Origin of the sequence: Kocuria tytonis, assembly GCF_003226895.2 — a bacterium.
GTDB lineage: Bacteria > Actinomycetota > Actinomycetes > Actinomycetales > Micrococcaceae > Kocuria > Kocuria tytonis.
Map to the genome: position 1 here is coordinate 773,837 of NZ_PNJG02000001.1, position 19,186 is coordinate 793,022.

The 19,186-nt window shown below is 71.9% G+C and carries 14 protein-coding genes and 1 pseudogene; 5 read left to right on the forward strand and 10 right to left on the reverse strand.

Annotation, left to right across the window (positions count from 1 at the left end; all coding sequences use genetic code 11):
• Window positions 1-213: 213 nt before the first annotated feature.
• The 5 genes and pseudogenes from C1C97_RS03450 to C1C97_RS03470 all read right to left on the reverse strand — a co-directional run.
• Window positions 214-906: pseudogene (locus C1C97_RS03450) on the reverse strand (ABC transporter ATP-binding protein); the annotation flags it as partial.
• 72 nt (window positions 907-978) lie between these two features.
• Window positions 979-1,851 (reverse strand): ABC transporter permease, encoded by an 873-nt coding sequence (locus tag C1C97_RS03455; RefSeq protein WP_121029990.1) that lies wholly within the window; start codon window positions 1,849-1,851, stop codon window positions 979-981.
• Between the two features lie 100 nt (window positions 1,852-1,951).
• Window positions 1,952-3,982, reverse strand: coding sequence for a glycosyltransferase (locus C1C97_RS03460; protein ID WP_233542696.1), 2,031 nt, complete (start codon window positions 3,980-3,982; stop codon window positions 1,952-1,954).
• On the reverse strand, window positions 3,979-5,166 hold the full coding sequence (glf, locus tag C1C97_RS03465; RefSeq protein WP_121029992.1) for a UDP-galactopyranose mutase: 1,188 nt from the start codon (window positions 5,164-5,166) through the stop codon (window positions 3,979-3,981). The genes C1C97_RS03460 and glf overlap by 4 nt, the downstream gene beginning before the upstream one ends.
• Before the next feature lie 203 nt (window positions 5,167-5,369).
• Window positions 5,370-6,551: a glycosyltransferase family 4 protein gene (locus C1C97_RS03470; RefSeq protein WP_121029994.1), complete on the reverse strand. Its 1,182-nt coding sequence runs from the start codon at window positions 6,549-6,551 to the stop codon at window positions 5,370-5,372.
• 180 nt (window positions 6,552-6,731) lie between these two features.
• On the opposite strand from C1C97_RS03470, the gene C1C97_RS03475 reads away from it, so the two are divergent.
• On the forward strand, window positions 6,732-11,267 hold the full coding sequence (locus C1C97_RS03475) for an FtsK/SpoIIIE domain-containing protein (protein WP_121029996.1): 4,536 nt from the start codon (window positions 6,732-6,734) through the stop codon (window positions 11,265-11,267).
• Between the two features lie 14 nt (window positions 11,268-11,281).
• Here C1C97_RS03475 and C1C97_RS03480 read toward each other — a convergent pair whose 3' ends face one another.
• On the reverse strand, window positions 11,282-11,707 hold the full coding sequence (locus tag C1C97_RS03480) for a hypothetical protein (protein WP_110920164.1): 426 nt from the start codon (window positions 11,705-11,707) through the stop codon (window positions 11,282-11,284).
• 301 nt (window positions 11,708-12,008) lie between these two features.
• Here C1C97_RS03480 and C1C97_RS03485 point away from each other — a divergent pair, with 301 nt between their 5' ends.
• The gene (locus tag C1C97_RS03485) at window positions 12,009-12,257 is read left to right on the forward strand and encodes a WhiB family transcriptional regulator (protein WP_019309413.1); all 249 of its coding nucleotides are present in this window, start codon (window positions 12,009-12,011) and stop codon (window positions 12,255-12,257) included.
• A gap of 103 nt (window positions 12,258-12,360) precedes the next feature.
• On the opposite strand, the gene C1C97_RS03490 is transcribed toward C1C97_RS03485, so the two are convergent.
• From C1C97_RS03490 to C1C97_RS03500, 3 genes are read right to left on the reverse strand one after another with little or no spacing between them, the layout of a single operon-like run.
• Window positions 12,361-13,947 carry a sensor histidine kinase gene (locus tag C1C97_RS03490; RefSeq protein WP_110920163.1) on the reverse strand — a complete coding sequence of 529 codons (1,587 nt, stop codon included), beginning with the start codon at window positions 13,945-13,947 and terminating at the stop codon, window positions 12,361-12,363.
• Between the two features lie 21 nt (window positions 13,948-13,968).
• Window positions 13,969-15,594, reverse strand: coding sequence for an AAA family ATPase (locus C1C97_RS03495; protein WP_110920162.1), 1,626 nt, complete (start codon window positions 15,592-15,594; stop codon window positions 13,969-13,971).
• Entirely contained in the window at window positions 15,591-16,262 is a 672-nt protein-coding gene (locus C1C97_RS03500; RefSeq protein WP_233542697.1) for an SAF domain-containing protein, read from the reverse strand. Before C1C97_RS03500 ends, C1C97_RS03495 begins: the two co-directional genes overlap by 4 nt.
• Before the next feature lie 229 nt (window positions 16,263-16,491).
• On the opposite strand from C1C97_RS03500, the gene C1C97_RS03505 reads away from it, so the two are divergent.
• A complete protein-coding gene (locus tag C1C97_RS03505; protein WP_110920161.1) occupies window positions 16,492-16,707 on the forward strand; it encodes a helix-turn-helix domain-containing protein in 216 nt (71 codons plus the stop codon).
• 1 nt (window position 16,708) lies between these two features.
• Here C1C97_RS03505 and C1C97_RS03510 read toward each other — a convergent pair whose 3' ends face one another.
• Complete coding sequence (locus C1C97_RS03510) at window positions 16,709-17,275, reverse strand: hypothetical protein (protein WP_110920160.1); 567 nt, start codon at window positions 17,273-17,275, stop codon at window positions 16,709-16,711.
• Between the two features lie 310 nt (window positions 17,276-17,585).
• Between C1C97_RS03510 and C1C97_RS03515 the strand changes: the two genes are divergently transcribed.
• Window positions 17,586-18,539, forward strand: coding sequence for a hypothetical protein (locus C1C97_RS03515; protein ID WP_110920159.1), 954 nt, complete (start codon window positions 17,586-17,588; stop codon window positions 18,537-18,539).
• Window positions 18,540-18,730: 191 nt separating this feature from the next.
• Window positions 18,731-19,180 (forward strand): Rv3235 family protein, encoded by a 450-nt coding sequence (locus C1C97_RS03520; RefSeq protein ID WP_121030542.1) that lies wholly within the window; start codon window positions 18,731-18,733, stop codon window positions 19,178-19,180.
• Window positions 19,181-19,186: the final 6 nt, after the last annotated feature.

Below are 19,186 nucleotides of genomic sequence, written 5' to 3' on the forward strand. Positions count from 1 at the left end.
GAGCAGGACTCTCGCGGCGCCGTCGTCGTTTGGGCGGGTGCCGGCTGATCAGCCGGCCAGGGGCCCGTCCAGGTCCGGGTCGTACTGCGGCACGAACTGCTCGCCGCGCTCGGCGGCCTCGCGTGCCTGCCACTCGCGCTTGCGGCGCTTGTCCTCCAGGGCGCGGGCCAGGCCCTCCTCGTGCTCCCGACGGACGTCCTCCTCCGGCTGGTTGCGCATGTGCGCCACCGCGCCGTAGACGTTGCCGTCGAAGACCTTGGTGCCGTGGTCCATCACGATCCCGCGCTCGCAGATGTCCATGACCAGACCGAGGTCGTGGCTGACCACCACGAGCGTCTTGCCGCGACGCACCAGGTCCTTGATGCGGCCGATGCACTTCTTCTGGAACGGCTCGTCCCCCACGGAGAGGATCTCGTCCACCAGGAAGACCTCGGGGTCCGTGTGGATGGCCACGGAGAAGGCCAGGCGCAGGTACATGCCGGAGCTGTAGAACTTCACCTCAGTGTCGATGAACTCGGCGATCTCGGAGAAGGCCACGATGTCGTCGAACTTGGCGTCGATCTCCTCCTTGGTCATGCCCAGGATCGCGCCGTTGAGGTAGACGTTGTCCCGCCCGGTGAGGTCCGGGTGGAAACCCGCGCCCACCTCGATGAGGCCCGCCACCTTCTCGCGCGTGAGGATCTCCCCCGAATCCGGGTTCATCACCCCGGAGATCATCTTCAGGGTGGTGGACTTCCCGGAACCGTTGAAGCCCAGCAGGGCCACCGTCTCACCGTCGTAGATGTCGAAGGAGACGTCGTTGAGCGCTGTGAACTTGGCCGTGAGGTCCCCCTTGCGCCCCTTCACGAGCCACACGAACGCCTCCTTCATGGAGCGGGTGTGGCGCAGCACGAACTCCTTGGTCATGTGGCTGACGCGGATGGCCAGATCCGCCTCGGTGCGGTCCGGCGTGTGCCGAGTGGTTGAACTAGACATGTTTCACAGCTCCTGCGCGAAGTTGCCCTCTTGCGAGCGGAACAGCTTGTCCGCCAGGAAGTAGAGGATCAGGCTGGTGACGATGGCCAGGGGGGTCCACCCCGTGAGCAGGTGCGGGGGGATGTGCCAGATCTGCGGATTGTCCGTGGTGGGGAACCAGAACCCGTAGTGGAACAGCTCCACCGCCACCGTGAGCGGGTTGAGCATGTACACGTAGTACACCCAGTCCCACAGCTTCTCCCGCACCATGGTCCACATGTAGAGCACGGGCGAGGCCCACGTGGACACCATGATGAGCAGGTCCACGATGTTCTCCGCGTCCCGGAAGAACACGTTGAACGTGGTGAACAGCATGCCCAGCGCCAACGAGAACAGGGAGATGATGAGCGTTCCCACGAGCACCGCGAGCAGCTGCTTGATCCCCGGGTGCCATCCCGTGAGGAAGCACGCGAGCAGCAGGATGGCCAGCTGTGGCACGAAGTGGATGAACGCCACCAGCAGGTTCGACACCGGGAACAGCTGCCGCGGCAGGTAAATCTTCTTGAGCAGACCGCCGTTGGCCACCACGGACCGGGACGCATTGCCGAAGACCTCGGAGAAGAGGTTCATCACCACGATGCCCGAGAACAGGTACACCGCGAAGTTCTCGATCCCCCGGTTGAGGTCCAGGAACACGCCCATGGCGATGTAGAACACCAGGAACTGCACACCCGGTTTGAGGTAGGACCACAGCAGTCCCAGAACGGTCCCGCGGTACCGGATCTGGATCTCCTTGTCCACGATCAGGCGGAGCAGGAACCTGTTGGCGAACACGTCTCGCAGACCGCGGTCCTGCCCCGGGGGCCGCAAGTGCGTCGTGGGAGCTTGTATATCCATTGCCGTCCTTTCCTGGCACGGTTCGTCTGTTGCAGTGGTCACCGGAGACACGCCGACGCCGCACGCCCGGGTGAGCGTGCGGCGTCGAGCAGGGACCGAACTAGTGCGCGGGGCCGTTCTCCGCGAAGGTTCGCGCCCAGGCCTCCGTGGAGGTGATCTCCGGGAGGGCGGCGCGGTACTGCTCGCTCAGCGCGTCCCAACGGGAGAGCAACTCGGCGTGAAGCTTGACGCTCTCCATCATGAGCTCACGGACCTGAGCGGGATCCCGGCGGTACCAGGACGCCCCGGTGCCGTCCGCGTTGGAGACGATCGCCGAGTCCAGGGACGCCAGGTAGGACCAGTGGCTGTCCATGTGCGCCACGCTGGCCTCGGGGTACTCCTTGGCCATGTCCCGCACGGGGCGCAGCGTCTGCTTCAGCACGGTGCGCACCGCCCACGGGATCAGCTGCGCCTTGGTCGGGGACTTGGGAGCCTCCATGGTGCGCGGGGGCTTCTTGCGCCGGACCGGCGGCAGAGTGGCCGGGTCCTTGACCACGCGCGCGTCCGAGTACTCGTCCTTCATGGCGCGGATCTCGGGCATGCGGGTGGGCAGCATGGCGTGCAGCCCGTCCGGGCCGTCCAGGACGTCCTGGATCGCGAGCAACACGGACTTGGCCGGGTAGTACTGCATGGACACCACGTGCTTGGTGTCCGTGGTCAGGGACTCGCGCAGCATCCGCCCGCCCTTGGCGAACGGCGAGTGCAGCAGGGCCGCGATCAGGCGGTTGCGCTCGTGGAAGTACGCCTGCCAGTCCACGGCGTCATCCTTGTCCGCCCACGACACATGCCACACGGCCGCACCCGGCAGGGAGATGGTCGGGTAGCCGGCGGCCTTGGCGCGCAGCGAGTACTCGGAGTCGTCCCACTTGATGAACACGGGTAGGGACAGCCCGATGCCCTCGAGGACCACGCGCGGGATCAAACACATCCACCAGCCGTTGTAATCGGCGTCCCAGCGCCGGTGCAGCTGGGGGCGCGAACGCAGACCGCGCTCGGCGAAGTCCACGCCACCCAGGCCGTCGATGGGACCCCACAAGAACCGGTAGGGATTCACGACCTCCGCGTACGCGTTGAGCAGGGGCTTGTTGTACATGTCGAACATGTGCCCGCCCACGATGGACGAGGTGTGGCACATGTCCGCGAACGCGGTGGCCCGCAGCACGCCCTCGGACTCGAGCAGGATGTCGTCGTCCAGGATCAGGACGTAGTCGGACTTCTCCACGCCGTTCGGGGTGTCCCGGCCGCGTACGACCTCGTACATGTTCCGGGCGAAACCACCGGAACCGCCCATGTTCCCCTGCCGGATCATCCGCAGCTTCCCGCGCATGGCCTTCTCGGCCTGCGGGAAGTCGGGTTCGTCCTGGACCAGCTTGTTGCCCTGGTCCACGATGATCAGCTCGTCGAGGACCTCGTCCAGACCGTCCGCCTCGGCAATGGTCTTGATCGTGTTGACGCAGTAGTCCGGGCGGTTGAACGTGGTCACGCCCAGGGTCACCCGACCCACCGGGCGGCCCTGGGACGGCACGAGCCAGGACGCCGCGTCCAGGACCATGCCCTCCTCGTCCGCGATCAGGTCGAACCAGTACCAGCCGCCGTCACCGAACGGGGCCAGCGTGAGCTCGAACTCGCACGTGGTGCTCCCGCTGACCCGGCGGTCCTCAACACGCTGCGCGACCCCGCGAGCGTTCGTGCGGTACACGATGAGCGATCCGGCACCCGTAGTGCGCACACGCAGCACCACGGACTCGGCCACGGTCCAGCGGCGCCAGTAGGACGCTGGGAACGCGTTGAAGTAGGAGCCGAACGAGACGCGTCGCCCGGCCCGGATCCGCACCGAACGGCGCGAGAGGATGTCGTCCGGGTGCTGGTTGGCGGTGTCGGCGCCGGCCGAGGACGGGCCGTCCCGGTTGATGGGACCGTCGATGTACAGCGGCAGGGCGTCCAGGTCCTTGTTCGCGGGGAACACGACCCGGGCCACCTCCCGCAGGTCCTCCGCCGTGCTGGGCTCCGTGTTGATCTTGGCCAGGTACTCCTGGTCGCCCGTGGTCTGCGGTTCGGGCTGGTTGGCCTGTTCCACGCGTTCGCTGCTCACTCGTCCACTCCTCCGCTGCTCAGGGGCGCACCGGAGGTGAAATGCGGTGCGATCTTGTTGTCCACCATGGACAGTGCCGAGCCGATGGCCATGTGCATGTCCAGGTACTTGTAGGTTCCCAGGCGTCCGCCGAACAGCACCGAGGACTCGCCGTTGGCGAGGTCCCGGTAGGCCAGCAGCTTCTCGCGGTCCGCCTGCGTGTTCACGGGGTAGTAGGGCTCGTCACCCTTCTCGGCGAAGCGCGAGAACTCCCGCATGATCACGGTCGCGTCCTTGGTGTAGTCACGCTCCGGGTGGAAGTGGCGGAACTCGTGGATGCGCGTGAACGGGACGTCCTCGTCCGGGTAGTTCATCACCGAGGTGCCCTGGAAGTCCTCGATGTCCAGGACCTCCTCCTCCAGGTCGATCGTGCGCCAGGAGAGGTCCCCCTCGGCGTGGTCGAAGTAGCGGTCCACGGGACCCGTGTAGACCACCGGGACCTGACCCACCACGTTCGACTTGGAAAACTCCTGGGAGTCGTCGAAGAAGTCCGTGTTCAGGCGGACGTCGATGTTCGGGTGGTCCGCCATGCGCTCGAGCCACGCGGTGTAGCCGTCCACGGGCAGGCCCTCGTGGGTGTCGTTGAAGTAGCGGTTGTCGTACGTGTAGCGCACGGGCAGCCGGGAGATGATGGACGCGGGCAGATCCTTCGGATCGGTCTGCCACTGCTTGCCCGTGTAGTGCTTGATGAACGCCTCGTACAGGGGGCGCCCGATCAGCTGGATGCCCTTGTCGTTGAGGTTCTGCGGATCCGTGCCCGCGAGCTCACCGGCCTGCTCGCGGATCAGCTCGCGGGCCTCGCCGGGCGAGTACGCGGCGCGGAAGAACTGGTTGATGGTGCCCAGGTTGATGGGCATCGGGAACACCTCGCCCTGGTGGCGCGTGTACACACGGTGCACGTAGTTCGTGAACTGGGTGAAGCGGTTCACGTACTCCCACACGCGCTCGTTGGAGGTGTGGAACAGGTGCGCGCCGTAGCGGTGCACCTCGATCCCGGTCCGCTCCTCGTTCTCGCTGTAGGCGTTGCCACCCAGGTGGTGCCGCCGGTCGATCATGGTGACCTGCAAACCCAATTCACGTGCCGCTCGTTCTGCCACGGTCAAACCGAACAGTCCCGAGCCCACGACCACCAGATCAGTGTTCATCTGTCCCTCCTAGGGTTGTCCGTGATCCATGCACGGACATCGTCATGGCCAAAAATACCGGACATCACCCGTGACACCCCCCGTGACTCGCGCTGGGCGGTGGCGTGGGCAGCATCACGGCGCGGATCCGCACCGTGGGCGCCCGGTCTCCGGGCGACGTCGCCCCCCCCGCCCCGTGCGCCGCGCCGGGGCCGCCCGCGCGGTCAGCGCCCGGCCCCCTGGAAACCGCTCAGCACCCACGCGGCGGCGGCGCGACCGGAGGCGGCCAGCGAGGCGTTCGCGCGGGCCCACGAGCTGCGCTGCTCCCGCCGAGCTTCCCGGTCACCGGAACGCGCGGCGGTGAGCGCCTGCTCCATGGCCCGCGCCACGGCGTCCGGGGTGAACTCCACGGGCGTGCCGAGCTCGTTCTCGGTCACGAGCCGCACACCGGCGCCCACGCCCGCGTAGATGACCGGCGTGCCGCACGCGGCCGCCGCGTAGAGCTTGGTGGGCTTGGCGAAGTCGTAGCCGGTGTGGGGCACCACCGAGGCGAGCGCGGCCACCGCCCCGCGCAGGAAGGCGGCGGTGCGCGCCGGGCTCTGCACCCCGTGGAACACCACGTTCTCCGGCGCCACCCGGGCCGCGACCTGCTGCACCCGGGCGAGGTCCGAACCGCGCCCCAGCACGTGGAGCCGCACCTCGGGGTGGGCCGGCAGGATGCGGGCCAGCCCCTCGACGAACACGTCCATCCCCTGCCACTCGGAGATGGAGCCCGCGTAGACGAAGTACGGCTCCTCCAGGGGTTCGGCGGGACCGTCCGGGGTGAAGATGTCCGTGTCGATCCCGTTCTCCGCCACGAACATCCTGTCCCAGCGGGCCCCGGTCACGCGGTGCAGCTCCTCACCCATGGACTCGGAGACGGTGATGACACCCCCGGCGCGGCGTGCGGCCACGGTCTCCGCGGCGCGCATCAGCTGCGTCACCACACCCGGGACGTCCATGTTCAGCGTGGCGGAGGTCCACACGTCCGGGTTGTACCAGATGTACGGACGACGTCGCAGCGCACTCGACAGCCACACCGCGAGTCCCGTGGTGGGCGGCGGCTCACTCACCACGATGTCCGCGTCCATCACGAGCAGACGCGCGAAGGCCTGGACGTCGAAACTGAGGTACTGGGCCACCCCGCGCACGTAGTCCTCGCCGTCCCGCAGCACCGGGACCCGCACGATGCGGTACGGCTCGTCCACGTCGGCTGCGGCCATGCTCCGGGGCGGCTCCGTGGTCAGCACCGTGACCTGAGCACCCTCCGCCGCGAACCCCCTGGCCAGGGCGGCGAGCCGGAACGACGCGGCCGCCGGCTCGGGCAGGAAGATGCGGCTGACGATGACCACCTTGTGGGATTTCATGGGCCTCACTGTCTCACGACTGTCTGGGTGACGGGCATGGGCTCCCCATGGGCTCCCCCTGGGCATCCCGCACGGCGAGCGCACTGCACGGCGGCACCGCGGCCGCACGCGGGAGTGTGCCCGTCCACCGCCCGGGTCCCCGTCCTGTGCCGCGCCGCCCGGAACGGGTGGGCTGGGGCCATGCACCTGTCACTGCACGTGGCGTGGCTGGGGTCCGAGACGTCCCACCCCGCAGATCTGACGGCCCCGTCCGGCACACCGGGCTCGGTGCTGGCGGCCGAGCTGGCACGCCGGGTGGGAGGGGGACACATCGCATTCGTGGCGGGCCGCCCGCTCGCGGACACCCTGGTGGGTGAGCCGCCCGTGACGGACGGCGCCACGGTGATGCTGCACCCCACCCGCACGGATGCCGCCCCCGGTGCCCGACAGTCGGCGGAGAACGAGGCGGCAGTGTCCGCCGCGGACGGCCGCGATCCCGCCCCCTGCGGAACGGGTCCCGGTGGTGGACCGGACGACGCCGCGTCCCTCGTGAGCGTTGCGGGCACCGGCGTGGGAACGCGCCTGCCCCTGCCGCGCGGGAACCACGTCCTCGAGCTGCGGGCAGAGGAACCCGCCCTGTCCCCCGGGCACACCGGGTGCGGCTCGGGTGTCCCGCTGCTCGTGGACCACTCGGGTGTCCACGTGCACCCGGGCGGTGCGAGTCTCGGGCACGGCGATGTCCTGCGGGTGGGCCGCGCGGACCGCGTCGCGTGGCTGCGCTGCGAACACTCCGGCGGGATCGGCCCGCGCTCCACGTGGCCGGATCCGGCCGGCATCCCGTCCGGCTTCACCGCCCGCGAGGCCGACCCGGCCCACCCGCTCTCCGTGGACACCGCCGCCCACAGGCGGGCACGACTCGCCATGATCACGGGACTGCTGCCGCTGGTGGCCGGGATCGGCATCGCGGTGGTCACCCACTGGTGGTTCTTCCTGGTGTTCAGCGCGCTCGGTGCACTCACCTCCGCCGCGGGGTGGGCCGGTGACCGCGGGGCCCGCGCGGAGCAGCGACGTCGCCTGGCCGCCGCCCTGGAGCGGGACCTGCGCCGCTGCGAGCACGCCGCGCCCTCCGCCGCGGAGACCATCGAGCGCTGCCGGGCGCTTGCCGTCGCCCACCACGGCGCCGCGTCGCAGCCCGGGGCGGCCCCGTTGCAGCCGGCTGGAGCGGGCGCCGTGCGGCATCCTGCCGAGTCGCCGTCGGGCCGGGGCGACACGGAACGGCCGGCGTGGGTGCGGCTGGGACACGGCACGCGCGTGGCGCAGCTCGCCGTCGGCCGAGGGGTCTCGGTGGGAGCCGTCACCCACGAGCGCGCACCGGTCCTGCTGGACCTCACCCAGCTCCCCGAACTGACCCTGGCGCTGGATCCGGTGCTCGCGTCCGGGGTGCTCAACTGCCTCGCGGTGCAGCTGTTCACGGGCCCCGGCGCGCTGTCCCGACTGTCCGTGTCGCCGGGCCTGGACTGGCGAGCTCCCCTGGCCGCCGGGCCCCCGACCGTCCCGGGTGACGCCTGCTCGGTGTTCCCCGAGTCGTGCGGCGCACTCACCGCTCTGGAGGTCCTGACGCCCGAGGACGCCGCGCACCGGCCGAGGCGCGCGGGGGTGGCGCGCATCGTCGTCGTGCGGGGCGCGGCTCCCGAAGACGCGGACGCCGTGGTCACCGAGGTGTCGGGGCTGCTGCGGCTCAGCTGCCACTCGTCCCGGGCCGTTCCGGGACTCTCCGCGCAGGAGCAGCGCACCAGCGTAAAGCTGCTCCCGGACACGGTGACCCGCGGCACGGCCGCCGGGGCCATCGCCGCGTGGCGGCGGTGGGCCGGTGCCCGGGGTGCGCACGGTGCCGGGGGAAGCGGTGAGCTGCCGCGCACCGTGGGGAGCGGTGACCTCCTGAGCACCGTCGGTGGTGCCGCGGAACGCACCGGGCCCGACGCCGCCCCCGGAGCCCCGGTCCCACGCCCCTCCCGCCCCGGCGGTCGGAGTCTGGGGACCCTCATCGGGGTGTCCCGCGCCGGGGTGGAGCGCATTGTCCTGGACGACGAGAACCCGCACCTGCTGATCGCCGGCACCACGGGGTGCGGGAAGTCCGAGGTGCTGCGGACCCTGGTGGCGGGTCTCGCGCGCGAGTTCTCCCCGGCCCGGCTGGAGTTCGTGTTCGTGGACTTCAAGGGCGGCGCCGCACTGGCCCCCCTGACCGGCCTGCCCCACGTGCACACGCTTCTCACGGACCTCGGACCGGACGAGGTGGAACGCGCCCTCGTGTTCCTCCGTTCAGAGCTGCAGCGCCGCGAGCGCGTCCTCACGTCGCACGGCTGCCAGGACATGAGGCAGCTGCTGCACGCCGCGGGGGCTCGGACCCCGATCCGGGAACTCGTGGTGGTGGTGGACGAGGCGAAGATGCTCACCGACTCGTTCCCCCGGGCGGCCGAGCAGCTGGCGGTGATCGCCACCGTGGGCCGCTCTCTGGGCGTCCACCTGGTGCTGGCCACGCAGCGCCCGCAGGGTGCCCTCCCGGCGGACGTGCGGGCCAACATCTCCCAGGCCCTGTGCCTGCGGGTGCGCACGGAGCAGGACTCCGTGGACGTCATCGGCAGTCCCGTGGCTGCGCGCATCCCGGTCACCGTGCCCGGCCGCGGCTTCCTGGACCGCGGTGCCGGTCCCCCGGTGGAGGTGCAGTGCGCCGTCCTGACCCGGATGACTGCGCCCGAGCCCGAGGATCTCGTCCTGCGGTTCCTCCCGCCGGTCGCACCGGCCGCGGTGCTCGGCAGCGGGGATCATCCGGGCTCCAGCCCCATCCCGTCGCTCAGGGGCGGCGTCTCGCACGCGGTACGGGACGTCGTGCGGATCTGGACCTCCCCGGGAGCAGAGCGCCCCGGCCCGGCCGCTCCGGGGGCTTCCGGCACCGTCTCGGACAGGGCCGTGCCCCCGGGTTTGTCCCGCCGGGGCGCCCCGGAACCCGTGTCCGGCCGCGCGGTGGATCTGGGGGAGGCGGAGAGTCCCGCGGCGCACTGGAGCGGTCGAGCCGTGTGGTGGCCGTGGCAGGACGGTCCCCTCGTCCTCGTCGGGCGGCCCTCGATGGTGCGAGACAGCTTTGCCTCCGTGGTGAACCGGTGCGCGAGGTGGGGCGGTGCCGACGAGCCCGCCGGTCCGGCGCTCCCCGGTGTGGCGGTGTACGTCCTGTCCGCGTCGGGCCGGGCAGTGGCGGATCTCGTCACCGCGGACGGGACGGCGGCGCACGGAGCGGTTCGCGGATGGGCCCGGGCGGAGTGTCCCGCGGACGTGTCCCGCATGATCGGGCTGCTGCGCTCCCACCTGGAGCAGCACCCGGCGGATCCGCGCGGCACCGGCGAACTCGCCGTCCTCGCGGTGGACGACTGGGACCGCTGCACCCAGGTCCTGCGCGGCGGCACCTGGGCCCACCTCGAGGACGACCTGCTGGCCCTCCTGGGCTCCGGAGCGGACCGGGGGCTGTCCGCGGTGGTCGCCGGGGACCGCCACCTCGTGTCCGGACGTGGCTCGCACCTGGGTCCGAACCGGCTCTACTTCCCCGGCGAGCAGAGCGCGGACGCGCTCCTGCACTGGCCGCGCCTGCCACCGTTCACCCCTGAGGCCCAGCGCGCCGCTCTCACCGGGCCCGCGGCGCGGCGCTGTGCCCCTCCCGACGTGCACCGCCACGCGGACCCGTCCGCCGTGGTGCAGCTCGCGGAGGGGTGGCTGCCGGCGGCCGGGGCGTGCCGCCCGGATCCGACGCGGCAACCGCCGGATCACCCGCCTCGGGGCAGGGCCGTGCCGCCTGCGGATCCACGTGCGACGGCGCTCGCATCCGCATCGTGGCCGCGCTCCTTCCCCCTCCCCGCCGTCTGGTCCGCTCCGGAGGAAGACCTCGGTGGCCTGCCCGTGGGCGTCACGGCGGAGGGCGAGCCCGCAGTGCACCCCTGGGGCCCCGGGTCCACGCTGCTGGTCACCGGCCCCGCACGGTCGGGGCGCACCTCGTTCCTGGAATGGGCGCAGGACTGCCTGGGGCGGCCATCCGTCGAGCCGGGCCGCCACCCATCGGGCGGCGGCGGCCGGGACCACGACGCCCGCCGCACGGAGGCACGCACGGGCACCCGGAGCGGGCTCGAGCCGCCGGTCATCACCATGCCCGGTGTGGACGCTCGCCGCACGGAGTCGGACGGCGTGCGCGGCGTGGCACCGCACCGCGTCCTCAGGGTGCACCCCCGCACCGTGGAGGAGGTCCGTGCGCTGCTCCGACCGCTGTCGAACGCGGAACACCCCACCACCGTGGTGATCGACGACGCGGACCGCCTGCCTCCCGACGTCCTCCGCGCGCTGGCCGCGACGTGGGACCCGCGACCTCCCGTCCCCGACCCGCCACACGGTCCTCGCGGCGCGTCGGTGCCGCAGTGGCGGCTGCCGGGCGGCCGCGTGATCCTCAGCGCTCAGCTCACGGACTCCCTGCCCGTCTCGTTCCCACCGTTGTCCGCGTGGCGGCAGCAGTCGGACACCCTGCTGCTGCGCCCGCGCCGCAGCTTCGACGGCGACATGTTCGGGGTGTCACTCACGGGACAGGGGATGGGTGGCCCACCGGGGCGGGGCTTCTGGCTGCGGCGCGGCAATGCGCAACCCGTGCAGACCCCGGCCCCGCGGGGCGGTTGCCCGACCCCCGCCACAGGCCGAGGTGCGTGAGGGCACCGACGGGGTCACCGAGCGGGATCGTCCCGCGTGCGGTGCATCCAGACCATCGTGGGCGGTGCGAACAGGCACAGGATGGTCACCACCGCGATCACCGCGGCCACGATCCCCCATGCCCCCAGCGCGACCTGCAGGAAGGACAACCCGATGATCAGCAGGAACGCCTGGGACACCAGGACAGCGGCTCGCGGCCAGCGCCGTCCGCTCCACGCACCCCGGGCCGCGGCGGCGAGCCAGAGCGCACCGCCGGCCAGCACCACGGTTCCGAAGACGATGCCCGCCACGGGAAGGACGTGACTCGAGAACAGCGACGCGAACAGGGCGAGGGCCGCAACCAGCAGCGCCACGGCCTCCACCCCCACGAGGACACTCACCACCGAGGCGGTCCACGGGCGGGTGCCGCCGGAGTCGGATCGGGCGGAGGAAGCCATCATGGACGGGACCTTTCGAGCAGTGGCGGGGACAGCACCACTGTAGTGAGGAGCACCGCCGGCCGGCCCCGCGGGAGCACCCGAGACATCGGGCGGTCCGGCCGGCGCCCGGGTGTGATGTACCGCTCAGACTCTTGTTTACGCTGTGTTTACGTGGGAAACTACTAACAGATCCCCAAAGGCCCGATCTTCCGGGCCTTTTCTGTGTCAAACCCCCGGTTCTCCCGCCGCGACCGACCGTCGCCTCCCTCGGGATGCCCCCGGATCGACACACCCCGAACCTGAAAGGAGCGGTCTCATCGTCATGGATTGGCGTAGTCGCGCAGCTTGCCTGGAGAAAGACCCCGAACTGTTCTTCCCCGTGGGCAACACGGGTCCTGCCCTCTTGCAGATCGAGGAGGCCAAGGCCGTGTGCCGCACGTGCGAGGTCATGGACACGTGCCTGCAGTGGGCCCTCGAGTCCGGCCAGGATGCCGGTGTGTGGGGCGGCATGAGCGAGGACGAGCGCCGCGCCCTCAAGCGCCGCGCCGCACGCGCACGCCGGGCTTCCTGACCGCCGGGAACACGCTGGCACGACGGCCCGTGGACCGCTCCCCCGAGCGGCTCGCGGGCCGTCGTCGTACCACCCACCGGGGCGGTGCCACCGGGCACGCGGCTCAGCGCCGCCCGGACAGCGGCTGCTGCGGGAACCGGGCGGTGATCACGGCACTCGTGCCCCCCTCGGCACCGGGTTGCCACCGGATGCTCCCGCGCAGCTCGCTGGCCACCAGTGTGCGCACGATCTGCATCCCCAGGCCCTCCCCCTCGGACGGGGGGCGGTAGGCGCTGACACCGGATTCCTCGATGACGGCGTCCCCCATGCCCCGCCCGTCGTCGTGGATGGTGATCTCCACCACGCGACAGGCATCCCCGGACTCGCTCACCTCGTTCTCGCGGTGGGTCACGGCCAGTTCCACGGTGCCGTCCCGGTCGCGGAGCCCGTGCTCCACCGCATTGGCCACGAGTTCGTTGACCACGAGCGCCACGGACGTCGCGCTCTTGGACGGCAGGCGTCCGAAGCTCCCGTGCACCTCGGTCTGGACCTGCTGCCCCTCGGAAGCCGTCTCCACGGCGAGCTTGACCTGGTGCCTGATGAGCTCGTCGAAGTCCACGTCCTCGGAGATCTCGTGCGAGAGGGACTCGTGCACGCGCGCGATGGAGCTCACCCGGCGCATGGCGTGCCGCAGCCCGTTCCTGCCCTCCTCCGAGTGCATCCGCCGCGACTGCAGCCGCAGCAGTGCCGAGACGGTCTGCAGGTTGTTCTTCACCCGGTGGTGGATCTCGCGGATGGTGGCGTCCTTGGACACGAGCTGCAGATCACGGCGGCGCAGCTCGGTGACGTCTCTGCACAGCAGCAGGGCACCGGTGCGTTCGGCGCCCTGCCGCAGCGGGATCGCCCGCAGGGTCGCGGAGGCCGCGACCCCCGAGAGCTCTGCCCGCCACGGCATCGTGCCCGCGAGCACGGGCGCCAGCGTCTCGTCCACGCCGGGTGCGTTCAGGGGCAGCTCGCGTGCGACCCGCAGCAGGTTCTGCCCCGTGAGGTCGCCCTGCAGCCCCAGCCGCCGGAAGGTGGACAACCCGTTCGGGGAGCAGAACTCCACCGCGCCGGACGCGTTCAGCCGCAGCATCCCGTCCCCCACGCGCGGTGCGCCGCGGCGGGAGTCGCTGCGCACCGCGAAGTCCGGCCATGTTCCCTGGTTCGCCATGCGCAGCAGGTCCGCGGCGGACTCCCGGTACACCAGCTCCATGCGGGAGGGCAGCCGGTCCCGTTGCGGATCCGCGGTGAGGCTGACCACCGCGATCGTCCGCCCGTTGCGCACAAGCGGCACGAGCGTCACCGAGCGGGACGCCACACTGGACCACTCCGAAAGAGACGCCCGTTCGATGCGGTGATCGACCCAGGCGCGCCGCAGCGTGCTCGCGGCCGCCCCGCCCACGAGCTCACCCACCATGTCCTTCTGGTAGGCCGTGGGCCCGGTGGTGGGCCGGGCGTGGGCCAGGACCAGGAACTCGCTGCCCTCCTCCGGGATCGGCTGTCCCGTGGGGCTCTCCGCCGCGGCGACCACCGCCCGGGGGAAGCACAGCAGCAGGTCCCCGAAACCCAGGTCCGCCAGCAGCTGCCAGTCCCCCACCAGCAGGTGCAGCCACTCGGCGTCCCCGGCGTCGAAGTCCGGCACCGAACGCAGGGGGTCTGTGAAGGCCATGCCACGCTCACTTTCCCACGATCACCCGCGGCGCAACCACGCGCCCATCCGACGCCCCAGCCTAGTACCCACCGCGGGCTCGTCCGTGGCCCCCGCGCCTGCTGCCGCAGCCCCGGCCGGGTCGCCCGCACGACCGACCATGCGCGCGAGCGCGGTGAACTCCTGACGCAGCGCACTGCGGGCTGCCGTCTCGGCCAGGACGGCACCCGCGAGCAGTGCGTCGTCGCAGGTCCCCGGGTCCCAGGTGAGCGTGTGCGCGATGCGCTGTCCCGGGGAGAACCGGTTCCAGGCCTCGGTCACGGCGGCGCCCGCCGCGCGACCCGCCGCGGCCGCGCGCAGCTTGTTCATCATCACCACCACGTGGGCGTCGGGTGCGGCGTCCAGCAGGTCGGGGAGCGCTTTGACCATGCGGGGGACCCCCAGGGTGTCCGCCGCCCCCACCGCGATCACCGTGTCCGCGGCCGCCACGGCACCGAGCGTGCCGGCGTTGCGCCGGGGTGCCATGAAGTCCGCGCTGATCTCCTCGTCCGACTCCAGGCTGAAGGAGGTGTCCACGACCACGAGGTCGTAGTCCTCGCGCGCCCGGTCCAGGACGAGCTCCAGCGCGGAGCTGCGCAGCTCGGGCCAGCGGTCGTGACGGGTGATGCCGGTCAGCACGTCCATCGAGCCACCGGCCACAGACACCGCCGTGGCGCAGCGCCGCAGCCCGTCGGCATCCAGCCTGCCCTGGTCCGCCAACCGGCAGGCCTGCGCCAGCCCGGCCGCCTCGTCCAGCATTCCCAGACTGGCCGCGACGGACGCGGCATAGGTGTCCGCGTCCACGAGCAGCACGCGGCGGCCCAGCAGCGCGGACTCCGCCGCGACGTTGATCGCGGTCACCGTGCGTCCCGGCGCTCCTGCCGGCCCCCACACGGCGACCACGCGGTGCGGCACGGCTTCCGGTTCCGGTGAACCCGACCCTGCGTGTGCGTCCGGTTCCCAGGTGGGCCCCTCCTCGACGCCGACGGCGGACGGGCCGCCGTCCCCGCCGGACGGCCGGTCCTCACGCGGTGGTCCGCCGGCCACAGGCCCTTCACCCCGGGTCGCAGCCCCGCCCGTTCCGCCGATGCGGCGCGCTGGGGCGGAGGCGGGGTCGTCCCCTCGCCCCGGTCCCCCGGTATCGGGGCGGGGCGCCCCGTCGTCGTCCCGGGCTGCGCGCTCCGTCCCCGGGGCCGACGCCGTCCGCTCCCCCGCCGGTGGCACCGCACCGCGGAGGGAACCCCGCGCGTCGTCGAGGCCGGGGACGGCCCCGCGGGGCGGCTGCCGCCGCGGTGCGTGCGCCGTGCGGGTCACCTGCCGGGACAGTTCCTGCCCCGTGACGTCCGCGGGCACCGAGGCCACCCCGAGCGCCGCGAGACGGGAGTCGTCGTGGCCCGCCACCACCAGGACACGCAGGGCGTTGCTCTCCAGCTGGTCGAGGAGGCTCGCGGTGAGCTCCTCGGCGCCCTCCGCCACGAGCGCCACGTGCGCCATGCCCGTGTGGGAGCACGCGAGCAGCTCGGACAGGTCCAGGCAACGGCGCACCACGGTGACCTCACCGTGCAGCCGCTCGAGCCGGTCCACGAGCGGCCACGTGCTCGGGCCCAGCGTGACCACTGAGAGGCTCACGAACCGCCCCCGGTGGTGTTCGGCACCAGCGTGACCTTGGCGTCGTTGCCGAGCGCGTCCACGAGCGGGCCCACCTGCGAGCGGGTGACGAGGACGTGGACGGTGACGCCGCCGGATCCCCCGAGGGCCGTGTCCGTGGTGTCCACGCGTGCGATCTCCGCCGCCGTGACCAGTTTCCTCGGCTCCAGGTAACCGCGCCCGGTGGGCTTGGGGCGGGCCACCCACACGTCCACGTGGGTCCCCGGGCCGGCCTGCGCCGGCACGGGGGTCTCCAGGGCGATCCCCACGGGCGTGCGATCGAGGGCGTCCGCGGTGCCAACGGCCGCCGCGGGCAGCAGCTGGCCGCGGGCCACGCGCTGCGTCATCACGGCGTCCTCCCGCAGCGCCTGCCCGCCGGGAAGGTACTGCGACGACGCATCCTGCAGGTGGGCGTCCACGGTGGTGAGGTTCTCCGCCGTGATCCGCTGGCCCACGGAGAGGTCCTCCGCGGCCACGTAGTAGGGCTCGCTGCGGTTGGCGGTGGCCACCAGCAGGATCACGCCCAGCACGGACAGCAGGACCAGCAGCAGCCCCACGAGCAGGCGCGGATCCCGCCAGGAGGGTTTGCGCAACCGCGCCGCCGCGGTGACCCCGTGCGCAGCGCGCTCCTGCGATGTCGAACCTGTCATCCTCCGTGCCCTTCCCCCGAGTCACCGGTCCCCGCCGGTCCCCACCGAGTGTGCCCCGTTCCGGGATGCCGCGGAAAGTGTGACTGGCGTCATGTGGACGGAGGTGGCCACGGGTCCATGTACCGCGACCCCTGTGGACAATCACCGTGTCGGCGCCCCACATGGGACAATGAAGGTCGGAGCCACATGAAACAGCATCGAAACCCATCCAAGGAAGTGATGCGCCGGTATGTCCCAGCAGCGATTCCTCACCCTCGCGGACGTGGCCGAGATCCTCTCGATCTCCGTCCCGCAGGCTCGTGCCATGGTGCGCTCCGGTGAGCTGCCGGCCATCCAGGTGGGCGGCCGAGGCCAGTGGCGCGTGGAGAAGGTGAAGCTGGAGGAGTACATCCAGCAGGGTTACGAACGCACCCAGCACGCCGTGCGGGAGGGCACCCTGCACTGAGTCATCCCGCGTCCAGGGACGAGACGAGCGCCACGGAGGGGAACGCCACGGTGCGGACCGAGGTGACCGCGCGGCGTCGTCGGAACTGGTCCTGCGGATGCACGGCCACGTCGAAGAAGTCTTGACCCACGGCATCCACCGTTCCCTCGAGCTCCCCGTGACCGGCCTGGTCCTGCAGCACCACGCGCACGTGCACCCGTGCCGTGCTCAGCGCGCGCAGGACGTGTCCCATGCCCAGCCGGCGGATCGTGGCGGTCTCCGGCAGCACCTCGAAACGCCGCGGCAGCCCCTCCCACCAGACCACGCTGTGCAGCGGGACCAGGTGCTGCAGGTGCCGTTCGCGCACCACCACCCACCCCGCACCCACGTCCGCCAGGGTGCCCTCCAGGGTGTCTCCCCGGGACGGGCGCAGCCGCACCGAGCCCTCACGATGCGCGGCCAGACGTTCGAGCAGCGTGAGCCGGGACAGTTCCGCGCGTGCGGTCTCCACCGCCTCCTGCTCGAGCTCGCGCACACGCGCCTGCGCCAGTTGCGCCTCCATGTCCTCGAAGAGCTCGTCCCACCGCACTGCTCGTCCTCCCCGTCGTGCCGTCATCCGAACGGTCGCGCGGTGCCCCCACGTGCCGATCGCGCAGTCCTCTCGTGCTCCGGCGGCGCGGGGTCGGTGTCTCCCCACCACATTGCCGCGCGCCCCGCTGCACCGCCGCACCGCCCTTCGACGGCGGCACTCCTGGCCACACGCTACGGCGATTCGCAGTGGGCCCGCGGAACGTGACGGGCCCTTCCATGTCTTCGCATCGGTCATTGACTCACGCCCTCGGGGAGCGCATGATCAAAAAACGCCAAACAACATCAAATAACATCATCAGGAGGTAAAGATGCCACATGAGGAGCTGCGCGACCGCCGGGTCCCGGCCCGCACGGGAGCCGCGTGGTTGGCCGTGCCCCTGCTGGCGGCATCGGCCGGTGCGCTCGGATGGACCCACGTCCACCGGCTGCGGAGCACGGGAGCCGGGACCGATCCCGAACTCGCGATCGCGGTGCTCGCGGCGGGGGCATGCCTGGTGGCGGCGGGATGGTGGATCGGCGGTCTGCTGATGCTTTCCGTCGCCACCGTGGCCCGGCGATGCCGCTGGACGGGACTCGAGCAGTGGGCGGGACGCCTCACACCCGCACTGGTGGCCCGCACGGCCGCTGCCCTCGTGGGGGCCCAGCTGATCACCGCGGCCCCGGCCCACGCAGACGACGCCGCGCCCGACCCGTTCTGGGGCCCACCGGCCACCGGGACGGAGCAGCTCGCCGACGGCACCGGTGGGTCCGCCGGAACACCGGGCACAGGCACCGGCACCGGCGCAGGCACGGACGGAACCGGGGCGTCGACGCCCGGCCCCGCGGCGCCGTCGTCCGCCGCGCCCGGGGCGGGAGATCCCGCCACCGGCCCGTTGGTCTCCGGGATTCCGGAGTCGTCGGGGGCTGCGGCTGCCCCTCGGGACGGCGCACCGCCGAGCGCCCGGGCGGACAGCCCTGCGGGCACCACGATCCCCGGGCCGGAGAGCGCGAGCGCAGCGGCTGCGCCGCCGTCAGGGATCCGGGAGAACCTCCCGGCACGGGAACGCGTCATCGAGGGCACCGTCACCGTGCTGAGCGGGGACACCCTCTGGGATCTCACCGCGGGGCTGCTGGGTCCGGGCGCCACGGACGACGCCGTGTGCCGGCATCTGCCCTCATGGCTCGAGCACAACACGCTCGCCCAGGACGGGGACCTGATCCGCCCCGGGGACCAGCTGCGCGTACCACCGCAGCTGCTCGACGCCGCCGGGTCCACGCCGTGAGACCGCGTCGGCTGCGGGACCGGGCCCGATCGGAGTGCCGCGGCACGGAGCCACCGTGGCCGCCCCGCGGGTTGCGTCCCCCGGAACAGGCCGCGGCGAGCGCGGCCACGGCGGCGGCCGAGATGACGACGTCGGACCCGGACCCGACGCACCGGACGATCCGGAACACCACGAGCACGAAGGAGCACCTCATGACCATCACCGTTCCCGAATCCACACCCCGCACACCCGTCGGCGGGTACACCTGGCGCGAGGACCGTTCTGCGGCCGCCCTCTCGGGCAGGAACGAGGCCGAACGGGTGGGTGCGATCGCCCGCAGCATCGGGCAGGCCGCCGTGGAGATCCTGGCCGGGACCCGGCCGGCGTCGCAGCTGTCGCGGTGGACGGACCCGGAGGTCGTGGAACGTTTCACCCAGCGGGCGGCCATGCTCAAGCTCGTCCAGGAACAGTGCCCCGAGCGTCGCGCGGTGTTCGAGGTGCACCGCGCCGCGCGCATCCGCCGCATCCGCATGTGCAGCCCCGCACCGGGGTGCTACGAGGCGTCCCTGGTGGTGGACGAGGCCACGCGTGCCCGGGCCGTGGCGCTGCGCATCGAACGGGTGGCACGGCAGTGGCGGGTCACCCACCTGGAGGTCGGGTGACCCGCC